This is a genomic window from Arthrobacter sp. NicSoilB4, assembly GCF_019977335.1.
Lineage (GTDB): Bacteria > Actinomycetota > Actinomycetes > Actinomycetales > Micrococcaceae > Arthrobacter.
Genome location: NZ_AP024653.1, coordinates 2,013,297 through 2,032,213 on the forward strand (window position 1 = coordinate 2,013,297; position 18,917 = coordinate 2,032,213).

Below are 18,917 nucleotides of genomic sequence, written 5' to 3' on the forward strand. Positions count from 1 at the left end.
GAGGCACGGCGGAGTCCTCAGTAGACTTGAACTGTGGCAGATCCAGCGAGTTACCGACCCCAGACGGGTGAAATTCCGACCAATCCGGGCGTGTACCGCTTCCGCGACCCGCACGGACGGGTCATCTACGTCGGCAAGGCCAAGAACCTCCGCTCGCGGCTGAATTCCTACTTCGCCAATCCGGCGGGGCTGCTCCCCAAAACGTATGCCATGGTGCACACGGCCAGCAGCGTCGAGTGGACGGTTGTCGGCAGCGAGCTCGAGTCGCTGCAGCTTGAATACACCTGGATCAAGGAATTCAAGCCCCGTTTCAACGTGATGTTCCGGGATGACAAGAGCTACCCGTACCTCGCCGTCTCGATGGGGGAGAAGTACCCCCGGGTCCAGGTCCTGCGCGGTGAGCGGCGCAAGGGCACCCGCTACTTTGGCCCGTACACGGCCGGGGCGATCCGGGACACCATGGACACCCTGCTGCGTGTTTTCCCGGTCCGCAGCTGCAGCCCCGGTGTCCTGAAGCGGGCCGAAGCCAGCGGCAGGCCATGCCTGCTCGGGTACATCGACAAGTGCGCGGCGCCGTGTGTCGGCCGCATCTCGGCCGCGGACCACCGTGCCCTGGCCGAGGACTTCTGCACCTTCATGGGCGGTGAGGCCAAGCCCTTCGTCACCCGGCTGGAGAAGGACATGGCCGCGGCCGTCGCGGAACTGGACTATGAGCGGGCGGCGCGGATCCGTGATGACATCGTCGCGCTCAAGAAGGTTTTCGAACGCAATGCCGTGGTCCTGGCCGAGGGAACCGACGCGGACGTCTTCGCCCTGCATGAGGATGAACTCGAAGCCGCCGTGCAGGTCTTCCACGTCCGCGGCGGCCGGATCCGCGGCCAGCGCGGCTGGGTCGTCGAGAAGGTCGAGGACTCCACCACCCCGGACCTCGTCGAGCACCTGCTCCAGCAGGTCTATGGCGAGGAAGCCGGGCTGGAGGGCAGGCTGCCGCGAGAGGTCCTCGTCCCGGTGGAGCCCAGCAACGCCGCCGAGCTGGCGCTGTGGCTCGGCGGGCTGCGCGGAGCCCGGGTGGACATCCGGGTGCCGCAGCGCGGCGACAAGGCCGCCCTGCTGTCCACCGTCCGGGACAATGCCGAGCATGCCCTCAAACTCCACAAGTCCCGGCGCGCCGGCGATCTGACCATGCGGTCCCAGGCGCTCCAGGAGCTGCAGGAGGCCCTCGAACTGCCGGTCGCGCTGCTCCGGATCGAATGCTTCGACATCTCGCATGTGCAGGGCACCAACGTGGTCGGCTCCATGGTGGTGGTCGAGGACGGCCTGCCGAAGAAGTCCGATTACCGGAAGTTCTCTGTCACCGGCGCCGCCGCGAACGACGACACGGCCGCGATGCATGACGTGCTGACCCGGCGGTTCCGGAACTACCTGCAGGAGCAGGCGGTCCAGGCCGACGCCGCGCGCCAGCCAGGCCATCAGGCCATGCTCAACGCCACCGCGGACGCGGCGGTGGCAGGCGCTCCGTCCACCGTCGCGGACACCACCACCCCGGCGCCGCGGAGCAAGTTCGCCTACCCGCCCAACCTCGTGGTGGTCGACGGCGGCAAGCCGCAGGTCAACGCGGCCGCCCGCGCCCTGGCCGAACTGGGCATCGACGACGTCTACGTCGTCGGGCTCGCCAAGCGCCTTGAGGAAGTCTGGCTCCCGGACAGCGATTTCCCGGTGATCCTGCCGCGTGCCTCGGCCGGACTGTACCTGCTCCAGCGCATCCGCGACGAGGCCCACCGCTTCGCGATTTCCTTCCACCGGCAGAAGCGCGGCAAGGCGATGACCGTCTCCGCGCTGGATGGTGTGCCCGGCCTGGGCGAATCCAAGCGCAAGGCCCTCCTCGCCCAGTTCGGCTCGGTCAAGAGCATCAGGACAGCCAGCGTCGAGGAACTCACCGGCGCCAAGGGGATCGGTCCGTCCCTCGCCGCCGCGATCGTCCGGCACTTCACCGACGACGACGGCGCCGCCGCCGTGCCCGCGATCAACATGACCACCGGGGAAATCCTCGAGACTTAGCTGGGACCGGCAAACTTAGCTAGGGTAAGGACTTGGGAAACGGCACGCGCGGCGACTTTTCGCAGTGCGGCCGCCACCCGGCGGTCATAGCGCACAACAGCACAGCAGAACGGGGCTTCACTGATGGCAGAGTCGACGGCAGGATCCGGGACGGAATCGGACGGCATGACGCCGGTCAAACCCGTTGAGGCGGAACTGCTCGTAGTGACGGGCATGTCGGGAGCCGGCCGGAGCACCGCGGCGGACGCCCTGGAGGACCACGGCTGGTATGTCGTGGAAAACCTCCCCCCGCAGATGCTCGGCACGCTCGCGGAAATCGTGTCGCACGCGCCCGGCTCCATCTCCAAGCTCGCCGTCGTGATGGACGTGCGCAGCAAGGAGCTGTTCGCGGACATCCGCGCCGCCCTCCGCAATCTTGAAACGAGCGGCGTCGGCTTCCGGGTGTTGTTCCTCGACGCGGACGACGGCGTCCTGGTCCGGCGTTTCGAGCAGGGCCGGCGCCCCCACCCGCTGCAGGCTGGCGGCAGGATCCTTGACGGCATCGCCGCCGAACGCGAACTGCTGCAGGAGCTCCGCACCTCCGCCGACATCGTTCTGGACACCTCGGCGCTGAACGTCCACGGCCTCGCCACCGCCATCACGGAACTGTTCAGCGAGACCGGTCCCGTGGCCCTCCGCCTCAACGTGATGAGCTTCGGTTTCAAGTACGGGCTCCCGGTCGATGCGAACTTCGTCGCCGACGCCCGGTTCATCCCCAACCCGCACTGGGTCCCCGCGCTCCGCCCGCACACCGGGCTGGACAAGGACGTCAGTGACTACGTGCTGGAAGCGCAGGGCGTCAGCGACTTCGTGGGGCGCTACGTGCTGGCCCTCGAACCGGTCCTGGACGGCTACCGGCGGGAGAACAAGCACTACGCCACTATCGCCGTCGGCTGCACCGGCGGCAAGCACCGCTCCGTTGCCGTCGCCGTCGAACTGTCCCGCAGGCTCGCGCAATACCCGCGCGTCACCGTGACCACCACGCACCGGGACCTGGGCCGCGAGTAATGGCGCTGCTTACCGGGCCGCTGCCGCTCGTCCCTCCGGCCAGCGCAGCCTTCGCCAGCCAGCAGGACAAGGGCCCCTCTGTCGTCGCGCTCGGCGGCGGCCACGGCCTCTCAGCCTCGCTGTCCGCGCTGCGCCTGCTCACGTCCGAGCTGACCGCCATCGTCACCGTGGCGGACGACGGCGGTTCCTCGGGACGGCTGCGGGAGGAGTACGGGGTGCTGCCGCCCGGCGACCTCCGGATGGCGCTCTCCGCGCTCTGTGACGACACGGACTGGGGGCGTACCTGGCGCGATGTTATGCAGCACCGCTTCGCGCCCGGCAAGGGCCGCGGAGGGTCCCTCGACGAACACGCCATGGGCAACCTGCTGATCGTGACGCTCTGGGAGCTCCTGGGCGATACCGTCGCCGGCCTCAAATGGGCAGGGGCGTTGCTCGGTGCCCGCGGCGAGGTCCTGCCGATGTCCAGCGTCCCGCTGACCATCGAGGGCCAGGTCCGCGTCACGGCCCCCGACGGCACCTCGGTGCTGCAGACCCTCACCGGGCAGGCCAAGTGCGCTGTGGCCGGCTCGCTGGAAAGCGTGCGGCTGCTGCCGACGGACGCGCCGGCGTGCATCGAGGCGCTCACCGCCATTGAGCTGGCCGACTGGGTCATCCTCGGCCCGGGATCCTGGTACACCTCCGTGCTCCCGCACCTGCTGTTGCCGGAAATGCGAGAGGCGCTCTGCAACACGGCCGCCCGGCGCTGCCTCACCATGAACCTCGCGACGGACACCAAGGAAACCCTCGGGATGTCCGCCGCGGACCACCTGCGGGTGCTCCGGGAGTACGCGCCGGACTTCACGATCGACGTCGTCCTGGCCGATCCGGCGTCCGTGACGGACCTCGCCGACTTCGAGCAGGCGGCCGGGATGCTCGGTGCCGAGGTTGTGTTGGGTAAAGTGGGGGCGTCGAGCCGCCGGCCGATCCACGACCCGCTGCGTCTGGCAACGGCGTACCACGACATTTTCGGGAACAGGTAGGAAAGGTGCCATGGCACTGACAGCATCAGTCAAGGAAGAACTTTCCCGGCTGGACATCAAGAAGTCCTCGGTCCGCAAGGCTGAAGTGTCCGCCATGCTTCGCTTCGCCGGGGGACTGCACATCATCTCCGGCCGGATCGTGATCGAGGCCGAAGTCGACCTCGCCTCGACCGCACGGCGGCTGCGCGCCGCCATCGCGGAGGTCTACGGGCACCAGAGTGAAATCATCGTCGTGTCCGGCGGCGGCCTGCGCCGCGGCAGCCGCTACGTCGTCCGGGTGGTGCGCGACGGCGAGGCCCTCGCCCGCCAGACGGGTCTGCTGGACGCCCGCGGCCGGCCTGTCCGCGGCCTGCCGTCGGTAGTGGTGAACGGATCCGCCGCCGACGCCGAGGCCGTCTGGCGCGGCGCCTTCCTGGCCCACGGTTCCCTCACGGAGCCCGGCCGGTCCTCCGCGATGGAGGTCACCTGCCCCGGCCCTGAATCCGCCCTTGCGCTCGTCGGCGCGGCCCGCCGGCTGGGCATCCAGGCTAAGGCCCGCGAGGTCAGGGGAGTGGACCGGGTGGTCATCCGCGACGGCGACACCATCGCCGCCCTGCTGACCCGCATGGGCGCCCACGACGCGCTGATGGTGTGGGAGGAACGCCGGATGCGCAAGGAGGTCCGGGCCACCGCGAACCGGCTGGCCAACTTCGACGATGCCAACCTGCGGCGTTCTGCACAGGCCGCAGTCGCCGCCGGCGCCCGCGTGGACCGCGCCCTGGAGATCCTCGGCGACGACGTCCCCGACCACCTGAAGTACGCCGGGGAGCTGCGCGTCGCGCATAAGCAGGCCAGCCTGGACGAGCTCGGCCGCCTCGCCGACCCGATCATGACCAAGGACGCCATCGCAGGGCGGATCCGCCGCCTGCTGGCCATGGCGGACAAACGCGCCCAAGACCTCGGGATTCCCGGCACGGAGGCAAATGTGACACCCGAAATGCTGGACGAGTAGCCTCTGCCGAAAAACACCAGCAGAATCGGAACGGGCCGGCGGGAATACCTCAGGGGGACCGGAGGCTATGCCCACTGGATTCCGATCCAGAGACTTCCGGGTGCCACAACATCCGGATGCACAATCCGAGAGTTACCAAAACGGACAATCAGTCCACGACATTGGAGGATTTTGTGACCGAGTACGTACTGCCTGAACTCAGCTATGACTACGCAGCGCTGGAACCCCACATTTCCGCGCGGATCATGGAGCTGCACCACAGCAAGCACCACGCCGCCTACGTGGCGGGCGCCAACAACGCCCTCGCCCAGCTGGCCGAAGCACGCGACAAGGGCGATTTCGCCAACATCAACCGCCTCTCCAAGGACCTCGCGTTCCACACCGGCGGCCACATCAACCACTCGGTGTTCTGGAACAACCTCTCCCCGGACGGCGGCGACAAGCCCGAGGGCGAGCTGGCCGCGGCAATCGACGACGCGTTTGGCTCCTTCGACGCGTTCCGGGCCCACTTCACCGCGGCGGCCATGGGCCTGCAGGGTTCCGGCTGGGCATTCCTGGCCTACGAGCCGATCGGCGGCAACCTCGTGATCGAGCAGCTTTACGATCAGCAGGGCAACGTGGCCGTCGGCACCACCCCGCTGCTGATGCTGGACATGTGGGAGCACGCCTTCTATCTGGACTACGTCAACGTCAAGGCCGACTACGTCAAGGCCTTCTGGAACATCGTGAACTGGGCCGACGTCGCCAAGCGTTTCGACGCAGCCCGCAAGAACGCCACCGGCCTCATCACGCTCTAGGACGGTGCCGGGCGGCGGCGCTGCACTTGCACTGCCGTTCACCTGAACGTAACAAAGCTCACATTTGCCGCCGCGAGGCTCGAATAGTGGACGGTCTGCCCCCGCACTTGCGGGGGCAGACCAAGTTAAACGTAAGATAGGTCACGGAAGGCGGTTAGCCTTCAGCAATGTGGCTGTTCGCCCTCCGATCTGTAAATCATCTCTGCCCAATGGCGTGCGGGATCTGTTAGTTGGCTTGAGCGCCTTCTCAACTAATCGTGCTTGAAGAAGCACCAAGGAGACTGAAAAAGTGACCACCCGTATTGGAATTAACGGCTTCGGCCGTATTGGCCGCAACTACTTCCGCGCCGCACTTGCCCAGGGGGCAGACCTCGAGATCGTCGCAGTGAACGACCTCACCAGCCCGGAAGCCCTTGCACACCTCTTCAAGTACGACTCCGTGGGCGGACGCCTGCAGGAGACGATCGAGGTCAAGGACGGCAACATCATCGTCGACGGCAACATCGTCAAGGTCCTGGCCGAGCGCGATCCGGCCAAGCTGCCGTGGGGCGAGCTCGGCGTCGATATCGTCATCGAATCCACCGGCTTCTTCACCAAGGCCGCCGACGCGCAGAAGCACATCGATGCCGGTGCCAAGAAGGTCCTGATTTCCGCCCCCGCCTCGGACGAGGACATCACGATCGTGATGGGCGTCAACGACGGTCTCTACGACCCCGCCGCGCACCACATCATCTCCAACGCCTCCTGCACCACCAACTGCCTCGGCCCGCTGGCCAAGGTGGTCAACGACGTCTTCGGCATCGAGCGCGGCCTGATGACCACGATCCACGCCTACACCGCCGACCAGAACCTGCAGGACGGCCCGCACAAGGACCTCCGCCGTGCCCGCGCCGCCGCCATCAACATGGTCCCCACCTCCACGGGTGCAGCCAAGGCCATCGGCCTGGTCCTGCCGGAGCTCAAGGGCAAGCTCGACGGATACGCCATCCGCGTTCCCGTCCCCACCGGCTCCGCAACCGACCTCACCGTCACCGTCTCCCGCGAGACCACCGTCGAGGAAGTCAACGCGGCCCTCAAGGCCGCCTCCGAGACCGACGAGCTCAGGGGCCTGCTGACCTACACCGACGAGCCGATCGTCTCCTCGGACATCGTCGGGGACCCGGCGTCGTCCATCTTCGACTCCGGCCTGACCAAGGTAATCGGCAACCAGGTCAAGGTTGTTTCCTGGTATGACAACGAATGGGGCTACTCCAACCGCCTCGTGGACCTCACGGAGCTCGTCGCAGCCAAGCTGGGCTAGGGTAAGACTCATGACATTCCACACCCTCAACGAACTGATCGCTGATGGTGTCCGCGGGCGGTACGTTCTGGTCAGAAGTGACCTGAACGTGCCGCTCGACGGCTCTACAGTGACTGACGACGGCCGCATCAAGGCCTCCCTGCCAGTGCTGGCGAAGCTCACGGACGCCGGTGCCCGCGTGCTGGTCACAGCACACCTGGGCCGCCCCAAGGGCGCCCCCGAGGACAAGTACTCGCTCAAGCCCGCCGTCGCACGGCTGGCCGAGCTGGCCCCCTTCAAGGTCTCCCTCGCCGAAGACACCGTCGGCGGCGCCGCGGCGGCGTCCGCCGCCGCCCTGCAGGACGGCGAAGCACTCGTCCTCGAGAACGTGCGCTTCGACGCCCGGGAGACGTCGAAGGACGACGCCGAGCGCGGCGCGTTCGCGGACGAACTGGTGTCCCTGACCGGCGACAGCGGTGCTTTCGTGGATGACGCCTTCGGCGCCGTCCACCGCAAGCACGCCAGCGTGTACGACGTCGCCACCCGGCTGCCGTCGTACCAGGGCGACCTGGTCCGCACCGAGGTCGAGGTGCTGCGCAAGCTCACCACCGACACGCAGCGCCCCTACGTCGTGGTGCTCGGCGGCTCCAAGGTCTCCGACAAGCTCGCCGTGATCGACAACCTCATCGGCAAGGCGGACACCATCCTGGTCGGCGGGGGCATGCTGTTCACCTTCCTCGCAGCCGCGGGCCACAAGGTGGCCGGCAGCCTGCTGGAAGAGGACCAGATCCCTGTCGTGCAGGACTACCTCAAGCGCGCAGCGGACGCCGGAACCGAATTCGTGGTGCCCACCGACGTCGTGGTGGCCAGCAAATTCGCCGCCGACGCCGACCACGAAACGGTGCGGGCTGAAGCCATTGAAGACAGCAGCTTCGGCGCCCAGGGTATCGGGCTGGACATCGGCCCGGAGTCGGCCGCCGCCTTCGCGGAGCGGATCAAGGGGGCCAGGACGGTGTTCTGGAACGGTCCCATGGGCGTGTTTGAGTTCCCGGCTTTCGCCGGCGGGACCCGGGCCATCGCCCAGGCGCTGACGGAAACCGGAGCCTTCACCGTTGTCGGTGGCGGCGACTCCGCCGCGGCGGTCCGGACCCTCGGCTTCGCCGACGACCAGTTCGGGCACATTTCCACCGGCGGCGGCGCCAGCCTCGAGTACCTTGAAGGCAAGGAACTCCCCGGCCTGAGCGTCCTGGACCGCTAGAAACCTCCAGCCGGCAGGGCGCCCGGCCCCAGGACGGGGCGCCCTGCCGGCTGTTCCACTGCTACGAACTTCTTGGAGATCACGTGACTACGTCAACCAACGGCAAATTCGACCGCACGCCCTTCATCGCGGGCAACTGGAAGATGAACATGGACCATGTCCAGGGCATCACCCTCCTGCAGAAACTGGCCTGGACCCTGTCCGACGCCAAGCACGACTACAGCCGGGCGGAAGTCGCCGTCTTCCCGCCGTTCACAAGTCTCCGAGGCGTCCAGACCCTCGTCCAGGGCGATGAACTCAAGGTCGTCTACGGCGGCCAGGATCTCTCCCAGTTCGACTCCGGCGCCTACACGGGGGACATCTCCGGGCAGTTCCTCGCCAAGCTCGGCTGCAGCTACGTGCTGGTCGGCCACAGCGAACGCCGCACTATCCACCACGAGTCCGATGAGGTGCTCAACGCCAAGACCAAGGCGGCATTCCGGCACGGCATCACACCCGTGCTCTGCGTCGGCGAGGGCCTGGAGATCCGCCAGGCCGGAACCCACGTGGACCACACGCTCGCACAGCTGCGCGCCGGCGTCGAGGGCCTCACCCCGGAGCAGGCGGCCGAACTCGTCGTCGCCTACGAGCCGGTGTGGGCCATCGGGACCGGCGAAGTCGCGGGCCCCGAGGACGCCCAGGAAATGTGCGCTGCCATCCGGGCCGAGCTCGCAACGCTCTTCGGCGCCGACGTCGCCGGCAAGACCCGCCTCCTCTACGGCGGTTCAGTCAAGGCCAATAACGCCGCGTCGATCCTGAAGGAACGCGACGTGGACGGATTGCTTGTCGGTGGTGCCAGCCTTGACGCCGCCGAGTTTGCTAATATTGTCAGGTTCGAGAGTCACCTGCTGACGGATTAGTCCGGACACTGTTGTGGCCCCCGTAATCCAAATCTTCTGAAAGGCCGTCGTGGACGTTCTTCATGTCATTCTGCAGGTCCTCCTGGGTATCACCAGCCTCCTGCTGACCTTGCTCATCCTGCTCCACAAGGGCCGTGGCGGCGGCCTGTCCGACATGTTCGGCGGCGGGATGAGCTCCGGACTCAGCTCCTCCGGCGTGGCCGAGCGGAACCTGAACCGCTTCACGATCATCCTCGGCGTCACCTGGGGACTGGTGATCATCGGCCTCGGCCTGATCATGCGGTTCAGCGGCGGCGGAGACTCCTAGCACCTCTTCCCGAAAACTTCATAGGGGTCCTGTGGCCCTCCCCGCATCGGGAACTCCGAACTACACTGTGGCTGATTGCACGCGCATTCCGTCCGCCAAGTAGCCAGGAGTTCCCGATGCTGCATTCCGCCTCCGGATTCCGGGGCATCCGTGTAGGAGCCACCGAAGGGGCCGCGCCCCGCCATGAACCTCTCGACGGGGCTGCTGTCCGCACGCCCCGTATCCGCATCACCTACCAGTGCGCCAAAGGCCACGAGACTCCGCTGGTGTTCGCCCAGCTGCCCGACGAACAGATCCCCGGGGTTTGGGACTGCCGCCGCTGCGGCGGGACGGCCACGCGGGACGAGGCGCAGTTCGCGCTCGAGGAAATTCCGGTGGAAGGCTTCAAGAGCCATCTGGAATACGTTAAAGAGCGGCGCTCCAGCCAGGACGCCGAAGACGTGCTGGCTGGAGCGCTCGAAAGACTGCGTGCCCGCCGCGGCCTCCCGGAGGAGTAGCGCGGAGGGGTAGCTCAGCCCTTCCGAACCAGCTGTTCCGGCACCCGGGAGGCGGCGTTTTCGTCGATCAGCCAGAGCGTTTCGTTCCGTCCCCGCGGGCCCGCAGCCGGCACCTGCACAGGGTTCGCGCCCGCGAGGGCCAGGCCCACGGCGCCCGCCTTGTCCTCGCCGGCCACCACCATCCAGATCTCTGCCGCCGTGTTGATGGCAGGCAGAGTGAGGGAAACCCGCAGCGGCGGCGGTTTGGGCGAGTTGCGGACACCCACCACTGTCAGTTCTTTCTCGCGGATGCCCGCCTGCTCCGGGAAGAGGGACGCGACGTGCGCGTCCGGTCCCACACCGAGCAGGACGATGTCGAAGCGGGGGAGCGCGGACGGGCGCTCCGGGCGGTCATCCGACATATCTGCGGCGTGTTCGGCGGCAGCGGCGTCGCTGAGCCGGCGGGCGTAGTCCGCGGCCGCCTCCTCGGGAGTGTCGAAGTCCTCGGTCGAGCCGGGCACGTGGATCCGCGCCGGGTCGGCGGAGATCCGCTCGAGCAGCGCCTCGTGGGCCTGGCGGGCGTTGCGTTCAGGGTCGGAGGCTGAAACGAAGCGCTCGTCACCCCACCAGAAGTTGACCTTGGACCAGTCGACCGCGGGTGCCGCAGGCGACTCGGCCACGGCTTTGAGGGAGCCGATCCCCATCGAGCCGCCGGTAAGCACCACTGTCGCCTCGCCGTGTTTGTCCTGGATGTCCACCAGCTTGGTGATCAGGCGTGCCGCGATGGCAGCCATGAGGACGGTCGAGTCGGGATGGATGCTTACTCTGGGGTCAGCGCTCACTGGGACGGACACTCCTTAGATTGGTACGTGGCAGTCCAATAGTAATCACTTCACCGAACACTTCGTCCGGATCGAGGCGGCGCAGCTCCTCGGCGAGGCAGTCCTTCAGGCTCCGGCGGGGCAGCGAGATGCGCTGGGCGGGCTGGCCGGGCTGGGTCAGTTCGGCCACGTTGAGGCCGGGCCGGAAAAGCTGGATGTCGCCGCCGGTGCGGGTGAGCCGCACCCGCCGGATCCCGGTTCCGGCGGGATCGGCGACGATCGTCACCGGGGCGTCCAGCGCGAGGGTGAGCCACGCTGCGAGCAGGATGGTGCTGGGGGAGTCCGAGGCGCCTTCGACGGCGACGGCCGTGACGGGCGAGCCGTCCACCTGGTCCAGGGCCGCGGCCAGCTGGATCCGCCAGTTGGTCAGGCGGGTCCAGGCAAGGTCCGTGTCGCCGGCCTTGTAGGTGCGGCGGATGTTCTCCAGCGCCCCCTGCGGATCGCTCTCGTTGCCCGAGTCCGTGATCCGGCGGTGCGCGATCCGCCCGATCGAGGTCTCGCAGGCGTTTTTCGGCGCGCCATGGGGCCACCAGGCCACGATGGGCGCGTCCGGCAGCAACAAGGCCGCGACGAGCGATTCGCTCTCCTCCGCAAGTTCGCCGTAGCCGCGGAGCAGGATGACCTCGGAGGCTCCGGCGTCGCCGCCCACCCGGATCTGCGCGTCGAGCCGGGTCGGGGCGGCGGCGCCGGCATCAGCGAGGACGATGATCCGGCAGGGGTGCTCACGGCTGGCTTCGTTGGCCGCCTCGATGGCCTCCTCCTCCAGACCGGACTTGGTGACGACCACGAGCGTCAGCACCCGGCCCAGGGCGATCACGCCGCCCTGCTCGCGCAGCGCCATGATCTTCTTGGAAATCTTGGAGGTGGTGGTATCGGGAAGATCTACGATCATGGCCTTCTCCAGGTTCGTCCGTCACGGGCAAGCAACTCGTCAGCGGAGGCAGGTCCCCAGCTTCCGGGCGCGTAGGGTTCGGGCTGCTCGTCCAGGGACGCCCAGTAGTCCTCGAACGGGTCCAGGATCTTCCAGGACAGCTCCACTTCCGCGTGCCGGGGGAACAGCGGCGGTTCGCCGAGGAGCACATCGAGGATGAGCCGTTCGTAGGCTTCGGGGCTGGACTCCGTGAAGGAGTGTCCGTAGCCGAAGTCCATGGTGACGTCGCGGACTTCCATCTGCGTGCCGGGAACCTTGGACCCGAAGCGGATGGTGGCGCCCTCGTCGGGCTGGACCCGGATCACCACGGCGTTCTGGCCGAAGTCGTCCTCACCGTGGTCGGTGAAGAGCAGGTTGGGGGCACGTTTGAGCACGACGGCGATTTCGGTCACCCGGCGGCCCAGCCGCTTGCCCGCGCGCAGGTAGAACGGCACCCCGGACCAGCGGCGGGTGTTGATGTCCACCCGGATCGCGGCGAACGTCTCAGTCTTGGAGTCGGCAGGGATGCCATCCTCCTCGAGGTAGCCCACCACCTGTTCGCCACCCTGCCAGCCACCTGTGAACTGCCCGCGGGCCGAGTGCGTGGAAAGGTCGTCCGGGAGCCGGACGGCTGCGAGGACCTTTTCCTTCTCGGCGCGCAGGTCGTCGGCGTTGAAGGAAATCGGTTCTTCCATCGCAGTCAGCGCCAGGAGCTGGAGCAGGTGGTTCTGGATCACGTCGCGGGCCGCGCCGACGCCGTCGTAATACCCTGCCCGGCCGCCGGTGCCGATGTCCTCGGCCATGGTGATCTGGACGTGGTCCACGTAGTTGGCGTTCCACAGCGGCTCGAAGAGCTGGTTCGCGAAGCGCAGTGCGAGGATGTTCTGCACTGTCTCCTTGCCCAGGTAGTGGTCGATCCGGAACACCGCGTCCTGCGGGAAGACCGACTCGACGATGTCGTTGAGCTGACGCGCCGACTCGAGGTTGTGGCCGAACGGCTTTTCGATCACCACGCGCCGCCACTTGTCGCCCTCGGCCTGGGCCAGGCCATGCTTGGACAGCTGCCGGCAGACCAGCTCGAACGCGTTCGGCGGGATGGAGAGGTAAAACGCGTGGTTGCCACGGGTTCCCCGCTGCTCATCGAGTTCGTCGATGGTTTCGCTGAGACGCTTGAAGGCATCGTCGTCGTCGAACTCGCCCTGCACGAAGCGGATGCCCTCGGAGAGCTGCTTCCACACCGTTTCATCAAAGGGGGTACGGGCGTAGGCCTTGACGGCCTCCTTGACCTCGGCCGCGAAGTCCTCGTTCTCCCAGTTCCGCCGGGCGAAGCCCACCAGCGCGAAGCTCGGCGGCAGCAGCCCGCGGTTGGCCAGGTCGTACACGGCCGGCATGAGTTTCTTGCGCGCGAGGTCCCCCGTGACCCCGAACAGGACCAGGGATGACGGTCCCGCAATGCGGTTCAGGCGACGGTCCCGCGGGTCCCGGAGCGGGTTGCGGCCAGACCTTCCCGAACGCGTCGGGGACGTGAGGCCGCCGTTGAGTTTTTCTGGCATGGTTGCTTTGGTGCCTTAGCTTTCGGTGGAGGGGACTGCCTGGCGGGCCAGCGCGGCGACGAGGTCCTGCAGCTGGCGGACGCCGGCTGCGCGGTCCGTGAGGTGCAGGCGGAGGACCGGGCGGCCGTGGTCGGAAAGTACCTGCGCATCGCCGGCGGCCTGGGCCGAGATCAGCTCGCCGAAGCTAAAGGGCCGGTCCGGGATGGCCAGGTCGGAGGCGGCCGCGGCCGTCACCTGCAGGAAAACGCCGACTGCGGGTCCGCCCTTGTGGAACTGACCGGTGGAGTGCAGGAAGCGCGGTCCCCAGCCGAAGGTCACCGGACGGCCGCTGACGGCGGCCAGCTGGTCCCGGACGCCTTCCAACGGTGCGTAGGCGAGCCGGTCGAAGTAGGCCTGGACGCTCAAGTAGCTGTCCGGGCCGAGCTCGCCCAACAGGGCGGTGACGGCCCCGGCGGCGGTATCCGCGGCGCCGAGCCAGTCCCCGCCGCGGACCTCAATGGCTCCGTCGGTGAAGGCTGCCGGCGTCGGCTCCGGCTGTGCGTCCAGCAGTCCGCGGGCGGCCACCTTGGCGGCCTCGACATCGGGCTGGTCGTAGGGGTTGATGCCCAGCAGGCGTCCCGCAACGGCGGTGGCGAACTCCCACGTCATCATCTGGGTGGGCAGGCCGCCGGCGATGGCGACCTCGTTTTCGCCGAGTTCGACGTCGGCGTCCGCGGCGACGAGGCGGATCACCAGCACGTCGGCGGCGCCGAGAGCGGCCTCCGGCGAGGCGGGACCGGCAACAACCGGCAGCACGCCGGTGCCGAGCTTGCCGGTGGATTCGGCGATGAGCTGTTCGGCCCAGTCGGCGAAGCCCTTGATCCCGGAACCGTCCTCGGCGATGACGATCTTGTCGCGCAGCGGGTTGGTGCCGCCCAGCGCAGCGCCGAGGGCGAGTCCGATGTTTTCCTCGCCGTCCTCGTTGAGGACCTCGGCCGCCTCCTCCGCTTCGTCCAGGAACGCCTGGATGTCCACGCCGGCCAGGCCGCACGGCACCATCCCGAAGGCGGTGAGCGCCGAGTAGCGTCCGCCGACGTTGGGGTCGGCGTTGAACACGGCACGGTAGCCGGCCTCGCGGGCGGACTTGTCCAGCGGCGAGCCCGGATCGGTGACGATGATGATCCGGCTCTTCGCGTCGAGTCCCGCCTCGGTGAAGGCGTGCTCGAAGATCCGGCGCTGGGAGTCCGTTTCCAGGGTGGAACCGGACTTGGAGGACACCACGATCGCGGTTTCGGCGAGCCGGTCCGCGAGGGCGGCGGCAACCTGTTCCGGATCGGTGCTGTCCAGCACTGTCAGCTCGACGCCGGCGGTGCCGGCGATGACCTCGGGGGCCAGCGATGATCCGCCCATGCCGCAGAGGACAATCCGGCTGACGCCCTCCGCGCGGAGGGCGTCGCGGAGTGCCAGGATGTCGGCAACGAGCGGCTGGGAGACGGTGGCCGCCTCGACCCAGCCGAGCCGGACGGAAGCCTCGGCCTCGGCCTCGGGGCCCCACAGGGTGGGGTCCTTGGCGAAGATCCGCGTGGCGACCTTGTCCTCCAGCAGGGCGGGCAGGTGCTGTTCGTGGGCCAGGCGGGCGGCGCCTGTGGCGTCGTAGCTGAGAGTGGTCATGGGGACTATGCGTCCTTCCGTGCAGCGGCGAGGGCACCCTCGACGTCGGCCAGCAGTTCCTTCCAGCTTGCCACGAACTTGTCGAGGCCTTCGGACTCGAGCACCGCGACGACCTCGTTGTACGAGATGCCGAGGGCATCGAGGGCGTTCAGCGTGGCGTTGGCATCGTTATAGCCGCGGGTGATCGTGTTGCCCGTGACGGTGCCGTGGTCGAACGTGGCGTCGAGGGTCTTCTCCGGCATGGTGTTCACGACGCCGGGGGCGACGAGTTCCGTGACGTAGAGGGTGTCCGGGTAGGCCGGATCCTTGACGCCGGTGGAGGCCCACAGCGGGCGCTGGGGGAGCGCCCCGGCGTCGGCCAGGAGGGCCCAGCGTTCGGTGGAGAACAGCTCCTCGTAGACCTGGTAGGCGAGGCGGGCGTTGGCTACGCCTGCCTTGCCCTTGAGGCCGCGGGCCTCGTCGGTGCCGATCGCGTCGAGGCGCTTGTCGATCTCGGAGTCCACGCGGGAAACGAAGAAGGACGCCACGGAGTGGATCTTGGAGAGGTCGTGGCCGTTGTCCTTGGCCTGCTCCAGTCCGGACTGGAAGGCGTTGATGACGGCGCGGTAGCGTTCCAGCGAGAAGATCAGCGTGACGTTGACGCTGATGCCCTCGGCCAGGGTGGCCGTGATGGCCTCGAGGCCTTCCAGGGTTGCCGGGATCTTGATGTGGACGTTGTCCTTGCCGACCTTCTTGTACAGGTGCTTGGCTTCGGCGATGGTGCCGGCGGTGTCCCAGGCGAGGCGCGGGTCAACCTCGATGGACACGCGCCCGTCAACGCCCTTGGAGGCGGCGGCGACGGGGGCGAACAGCTCGCAGGCGTCGGCCACGTCGGTGGTGGTGATCTCGAAAACGGTCTCTTCCACGGTGGCGCCGGCCGCGGCCTGGGCGGCGATGATGGCGTCGTAGTCGTGGCCGGTGGTGATGGCGGCGTGGAAGATGCTGGGGTTCGTGGTGACACCGACAACGTTCTTCTCTTCGATCAGCTTGCGGAGCGTTCCGGTGGCGAGGCGGCCGCGGGAGAGGTCATCGAGCCAGATGGAGACGCCGGCGTCGGAGAGCAGTTGCGTGGGGGTGGTGGTCATGGGTAACTCCTGGAGTCTGGGGCCGCCGCCGTCAGTTGGGGCGGCGGCCCGGAAAATGGGAAGTCTGGGTCAGGCCGGGAGGCCGGCGAGGGAATCCTTGGCCGCGGCGGCGACGGCCTCCGCGGTGATGCCGAATTCCTGGAACAGGCGCTTGTAGTCCGCCGAGGCGCCGTAGTGCTCGAGGGAGACGGAACGGCCGGCGTCGCCGACGAATTCCCTCCAGCCCAGGGAGAGCCCGGCTTCGACGGATACCCGTGCCTTGACTGCAGCCGGGAGCACCGCTTCACGGTAGGCGGCGTCCTGCTTGTTGAACCACTCCACGCACGGCATGGAAACAACGCGGGTGGGGATGCCTTCGGCCTGCAGCGCCTCACGGGCGTGCACGGCCAGCTGGACTTCGGAGCCGGTGCCGATCAGGATGACCTGGGCGTCGGCGGTCTTGCCACCGGCAGAGGCTTCGGCCAGGACGTAGCCGCCCTTCGCGACGCCGGCGGTGGAGCCGAACGTGTCGCCGTCGGCCTCGCCGGCCCCGCGGGCATACGTGGGGATGTTCTGGCGGGTCAGGACGATGCCGGCCGGGTTCGCGTGGTTCTCGAGCATGACCTTCCAGGCGGCGGCGACCTCGTTGGCGTCGCCCGGGCGGACGACGTCCAGGCCCGGGATGGCGCGGAGTGAGGCGAGCTGCTCCACCGGCTGGTGGGTGGGCCCGTCTTCGCCGAGGCCGATCGAGTCGTGCGTCCAGACATACAGTGACGGGACACCCATGAGGGCGCCGAGGCGGATCGCCGGTCGCTGGTAATCGCTGAAGATCAGGAACGTGCCGGAGAAGGCGCGGGTGCGGCCGTGCAGGCTGATGCCGTTGACGATCGACGCGGCCGCGTGTTCGCGGATGCCGAAGTGCAGCACCCGGCCGTAGGGGTTGCCCTTCCAGGCATCCGTGGAGCGGGAGACCGGGATGAACGACGGCGAACCCTCGATCGTGGTGTTGTTGGACTCGGCGAGGTCGGCCGAGCCGCCCCACAGTTCCGGCATGACCGGGCCGATCGCGTTCAGGACCTTGCCGGAGGCGGCGCGGGTGGAGACGTCCTTGCCGGCTTCGAAGACCGGGAGGGCGGCGTCGAGTTCGGCCGGGAGCTTGCGGGCCTCGACGCGCTCCAGCAGGGCGGCAGCCTCGGGGTTGCCGGACTGCCAGGCCTCGAAGGCTTCCTGCCATTCGCTCCGGGCTGCCGCGCCGCGGTCCACGGCCTCACGGGCGTGGGCCAGGACGTCGTCGTCGACCTGGAAGGAACGCTCCGGGTCGAAACCGAGGACCTTCTTCAGTGCGGCGACTTCCTCGGACCCGAGGGCGGAGCCGTGGATCTTGCCGGTGTTCTGCTTCTTCGGGGCAGGGTAGCCGATGATGGTGCGCAGCGAGACGATGGAGGGCTTGCCCGTCTCGGCCTTGGCGGCCAGCAGGGCGGCGTGCAGTTCCTGCACGTCCTCCTTGTACTCCCCGGTGCGGGTCCAGTCGACGCGCTGGACGTGCCAGCCGTAGGCTTCGTAGCGCTTCAGGACATCCTCGGTGAAGGAGATGTCGGTGTCGTCCTCGATCGAGATGTGGTTCTCGTCGTAGATGACCACGAGGTTGCCGAGCTCCTGGTGCCCGGCGAGCGAGGACGCTTCGGACGTGACGCCCTCCTGGAGGTCGCCGTCGGACGCGATGACCCAGACCGTGTGGTCGAACGGGCTGGTGCCTTCGGCGGCGTCGGCGTCGAACAGTCCGCGCTGGCGGCGCTGGGAGTACGCAAAGCCGACGGCGGATGCGAGGCCCTGGCCCAGCGGGCCGGTGGTGATTTCCACGCCCTTGGTGTGCTTGTACTCGGGGTGGCCCGGGGTCAGCGAGCCCCAGGTGCGCAGCGCCTCAAGGTCCTTCAGTTCCAGGCCGTAGCCGGAGAGGAAGAGCTGGATGTACAGCGTCAGGGAGGTGTGGCCGGGGGAGAGGACGAAACGGTCGCGTCCCAGCCAGTCGGGGTTCTTCGGATCGTGCCGCATCAGCTTCTGGAAGAGAAGGTAGGCGGCCGGAGCCAGGCTCATCGCGGTGCCGGGGTGGCCGTTACCGACCTTCTCGACGGCGTCGGCGGCCAGGACGCGGATGGTGTCCACGGCACGCTGGTCCAAGCTGGTCCATGACAGTTCTTGCTCTTCCAAATGTGGCACGAAAACCGGGCCCCTCTCTGTGCTGACGGCGGGTGGTATGGTCAGTCCCGTCCGGGGCACAGTTCGGTGCCCGCTGCGGTACGTACCAGCCGTTCACCATCGAAACGTTGATCTAACATTCAGTCGCGTGTGCACATGCACAGCTGCATTACGCTGCAGCCACCAGGGCGGCCGGATGTCGCTGCGGCCCGTGCACGCTGATCTGCTGACAGCTTAGCCCCATTCCATCTGCCGGGCGCTGTATATCTCACCAATTGGACGGGATTTACGCTTATATGAATCACCGGCATCCGCGGCGGCCGTGAGCCCGCGTTAATCTGTTCGAATCATGGGGGTGCGGCCGCGCCGTTCCCGGAACCTGCCGTCCAGCGCCTGCACGGTATGATGGTTCGTGGCTACCAACGGGGGCGACGGACACGCCTGTGCACTGCGCGTGGACCCCCTCGATATGCAACCCGCGTTGCGGAACCAG

16 protein-coding genes are annotated in these 18,917 nt (G+C 67.8%); 10 read left to right on the forward strand and 6 right to left on the reverse strand.

Annotated features, from left to right (window positions below; translation table 11 throughout):
- The first annotated feature begins 33 nt into the window (after positions 1-33).
- The 10 genes from uvrC (at position 34) to LDO13_RS09095 (ending at position 10,152) form a co-directional block, all read left to right on the forward strand.
- The gene (uvrC, locus tag LDO13_RS09050; protein ID WP_224046449.1) at positions 34-2,058 is read left to right on the forward strand and encodes an excinuclease ABC subunit UvrC; all 2,025 of its coding nucleotides are present in this window, start codon (positions 34-36) and stop codon (positions 2,056-2,058) included.
- Positions 2,059-2,181: 123 nt separating this feature from the next.
- The gene (gene rapZ / locus LDO13_RS09055; RefSeq protein ID WP_224046450.1) at positions 2,182-3,105 is read left to right on the forward strand and encodes an RNase adapter RapZ; all 924 of its coding nucleotides are present in this window, start codon (positions 2,182-2,184) and stop codon (positions 3,103-3,105) included.
- Complete coding sequence (gene yvcK / locus LDO13_RS09060; RefSeq protein WP_224046451.1) at positions 3,105-4,124, forward strand: uridine diphosphate-N-acetylglucosamine-binding protein YvcK; 1,020 nt, start codon at positions 3,105-3,107, stop codon at positions 4,122-4,124. Before rapZ ends, yvcK begins: the two co-directional genes overlap by 1 nt.
- Positions 4,125-4,134: 10 nt before the next feature.
- Positions 4,135-5,115 (forward strand): DNA-binding protein WhiA, encoded by a 981-nt coding sequence (gene whiA, locus LDO13_RS09065; protein ID WP_056433964.1) that lies wholly within the window; start codon positions 4,135-4,137, stop codon positions 5,113-5,115.
- Between the two features lie 173 nt (positions 5,116-5,288).
- Positions 5,289-5,912, forward strand: a complete 624-nt coding sequence (locus tag LDO13_RS09070) for a superoxide dismutase (protein ID WP_224046452.1) — start codon at positions 5,289-5,291, stop codon at positions 5,910-5,912.
- Between the two features lie 289 nt (positions 5,913-6,201).
- Complete coding sequence (gap, locus tag LDO13_RS09075) at positions 6,202-7,212, forward strand: type I glyceraldehyde-3-phosphate dehydrogenase (protein WP_224046453.1); 1,011 nt, start codon at positions 6,202-6,204, stop codon at positions 7,210-7,212.
- A 10-nt stretch (positions 7,213-7,222) separates the two neighbouring features.
- Positions 7,223-8,449 carry a phosphoglycerate kinase gene (locus LDO13_RS09080; RefSeq protein WP_224046454.1) on the forward strand — a complete coding sequence of 409 codons (1,227 nt, stop codon included), beginning with the start codon at positions 7,223-7,225 and terminating at the stop codon, positions 8,447-8,449.
- A gap of 83 nt (positions 8,450-8,532) precedes the next feature.
- On the forward strand, positions 8,533-9,348 hold the full coding sequence (gene tpiA / locus LDO13_RS09085) for a triose-phosphate isomerase (RefSeq protein WP_224046455.1): 816 nt from the start codon (positions 8,533-8,535) through the stop codon (positions 9,346-9,348).
- Positions 9,349-9,397: 49 nt separating this feature from the next.
- Entirely contained in the window at positions 9,398-9,655 is a 258-nt protein-coding gene (secG, locus tag LDO13_RS09090) for a preprotein translocase subunit SecG (RefSeq protein ID WP_056433976.1), read from the forward strand.
- Positions 9,656-9,771: 116 nt separating this feature from the next.
- On the forward strand, positions 9,772-10,152 hold the full coding sequence (locus LDO13_RS09095) for an RNA polymerase-binding protein RbpA (protein ID WP_224046456.1): 381 nt from the start codon (positions 9,772-9,774) through the stop codon (positions 10,150-10,152).
- A 14-nt stretch (positions 10,153-10,166) separates the two neighbouring features.
- Here the strand turns inward: LDO13_RS09095 and pgl are convergent, their stop codons facing one another.
- The 6 genes from pgl to tkt all read right to left on the reverse strand — a co-directional run bounded on the left by pgl (position 10,167) and on the right by tkt (position 18,436).
- Positions 10,167-10,973 (reverse strand): 6-phosphogluconolactonase, encoded by an 807-nt coding sequence (pgl, locus tag LDO13_RS09100; RefSeq protein ID WP_224046457.1) that lies wholly within the window; start codon positions 10,971-10,973, stop codon positions 10,167-10,169.
- Positions 10,963-11,904, reverse strand: a complete 942-nt coding sequence (locus LDO13_RS09105; protein WP_224046458.1) for a glucose-6-phosphate dehydrogenase assembly protein OpcA — start codon at positions 11,902-11,904, stop codon at positions 10,963-10,965. Before LDO13_RS09105 ends, pgl begins: the two co-directional genes overlap by 11 nt.
- Positions 11,901-13,475: a glucose-6-phosphate dehydrogenase gene (gene zwf, locus LDO13_RS09110; protein WP_224046459.1), complete on the reverse strand. Its 1,575-nt coding sequence runs from the start codon at positions 13,473-13,475 to the stop codon at positions 11,901-11,903. The genes LDO13_RS09105 and zwf overlap by 4 nt, the downstream gene beginning before the upstream one ends.
- Positions 13,476-13,490: 15 nt before the next feature.
- Positions 13,491-15,125 (reverse strand): glucose-6-phosphate isomerase, encoded by a 1,635-nt coding sequence (locus LDO13_RS09115; protein WP_224046460.1) that lies wholly within the window; start codon positions 15,123-15,125, stop codon positions 13,491-13,493.
- Positions 15,126-15,130: 5 nt separating this feature from the next.
- Positions 15,131-16,249 carry a transaldolase gene (gene tal / locus LDO13_RS09120; protein ID WP_224046461.1) on the reverse strand — a complete coding sequence of 373 codons (1,119 nt, stop codon included), beginning with the start codon at positions 16,247-16,249 and terminating at the stop codon, positions 15,131-15,133.
- A gap of 69 nt (positions 16,250-16,318) precedes the next feature.
- Positions 16,319-18,436, reverse strand: coding sequence for a transketolase (gene tkt, locus LDO13_RS09125; RefSeq protein ID WP_224049738.1), 2,118 nt, complete (start codon positions 18,434-18,436; stop codon positions 16,319-16,321).
- Between the last annotated feature and the right edge of the window lie 481 nt (positions 18,437-18,917).

Coding starts and splice junctions, on each gene's coding strand:
- rapZ (WP_224046450.1), top strand. CDS start 2,182: ATGGCAGAGTCGACGGCAGGATCCGGGACGGAATCGGACGGCATGACG.
- yvcK (WP_224046451.1), top strand. CDS start 3,105: ATGGCGCTGCTTACCGGGCCGCTGCCGCTCGTCCCTCCGGCCAGCGCA.
- whiA (WP_056433964.1), top strand. CDS start 4,135: ATGGCACTGACAGCATCAGTCAAGGAAGAACTTTCCCGGCTGGACATC.
- LDO13_RS09080 (WP_224046454.1), top strand. CDS start 7,223: ATGACATTCCACACCCTCAACGAACTGATCGCTGATGGTGTCCGCGGG.
- LDO13_RS09095 (WP_224046456.1), top strand. CDS start 9,772: ATGCTGCATTCCGCCTCCGGATTCCGGGGCATCCGTGTAGGAGCCACC.
- LDO13_RS09105 (WP_224046458.1), bottom strand. CDS start 11,904: ATGATCGTAGATCTTCCCGATACCACCACCTCCAAGATTTCCAAGAAG.
- zwf (WP_224046459.1), bottom strand. CDS start 13,475: ATGCCAGAAAAACTCAACGGCGGCCTCACGTCCCCGACGCGTTCGGGA.
- LDO13_RS09115 (WP_224046460.1), bottom strand. CDS start 15,125: ATGACCACTCTCAGCTACGACGCCACAGGCGCCGCCCGCCTGGCCCAC.
- tal (WP_224046461.1), bottom strand. CDS start 16,249: ATGACCACCACCCCCACGCAACTGCTCTCCGACGCCGGCGTCTCCATC.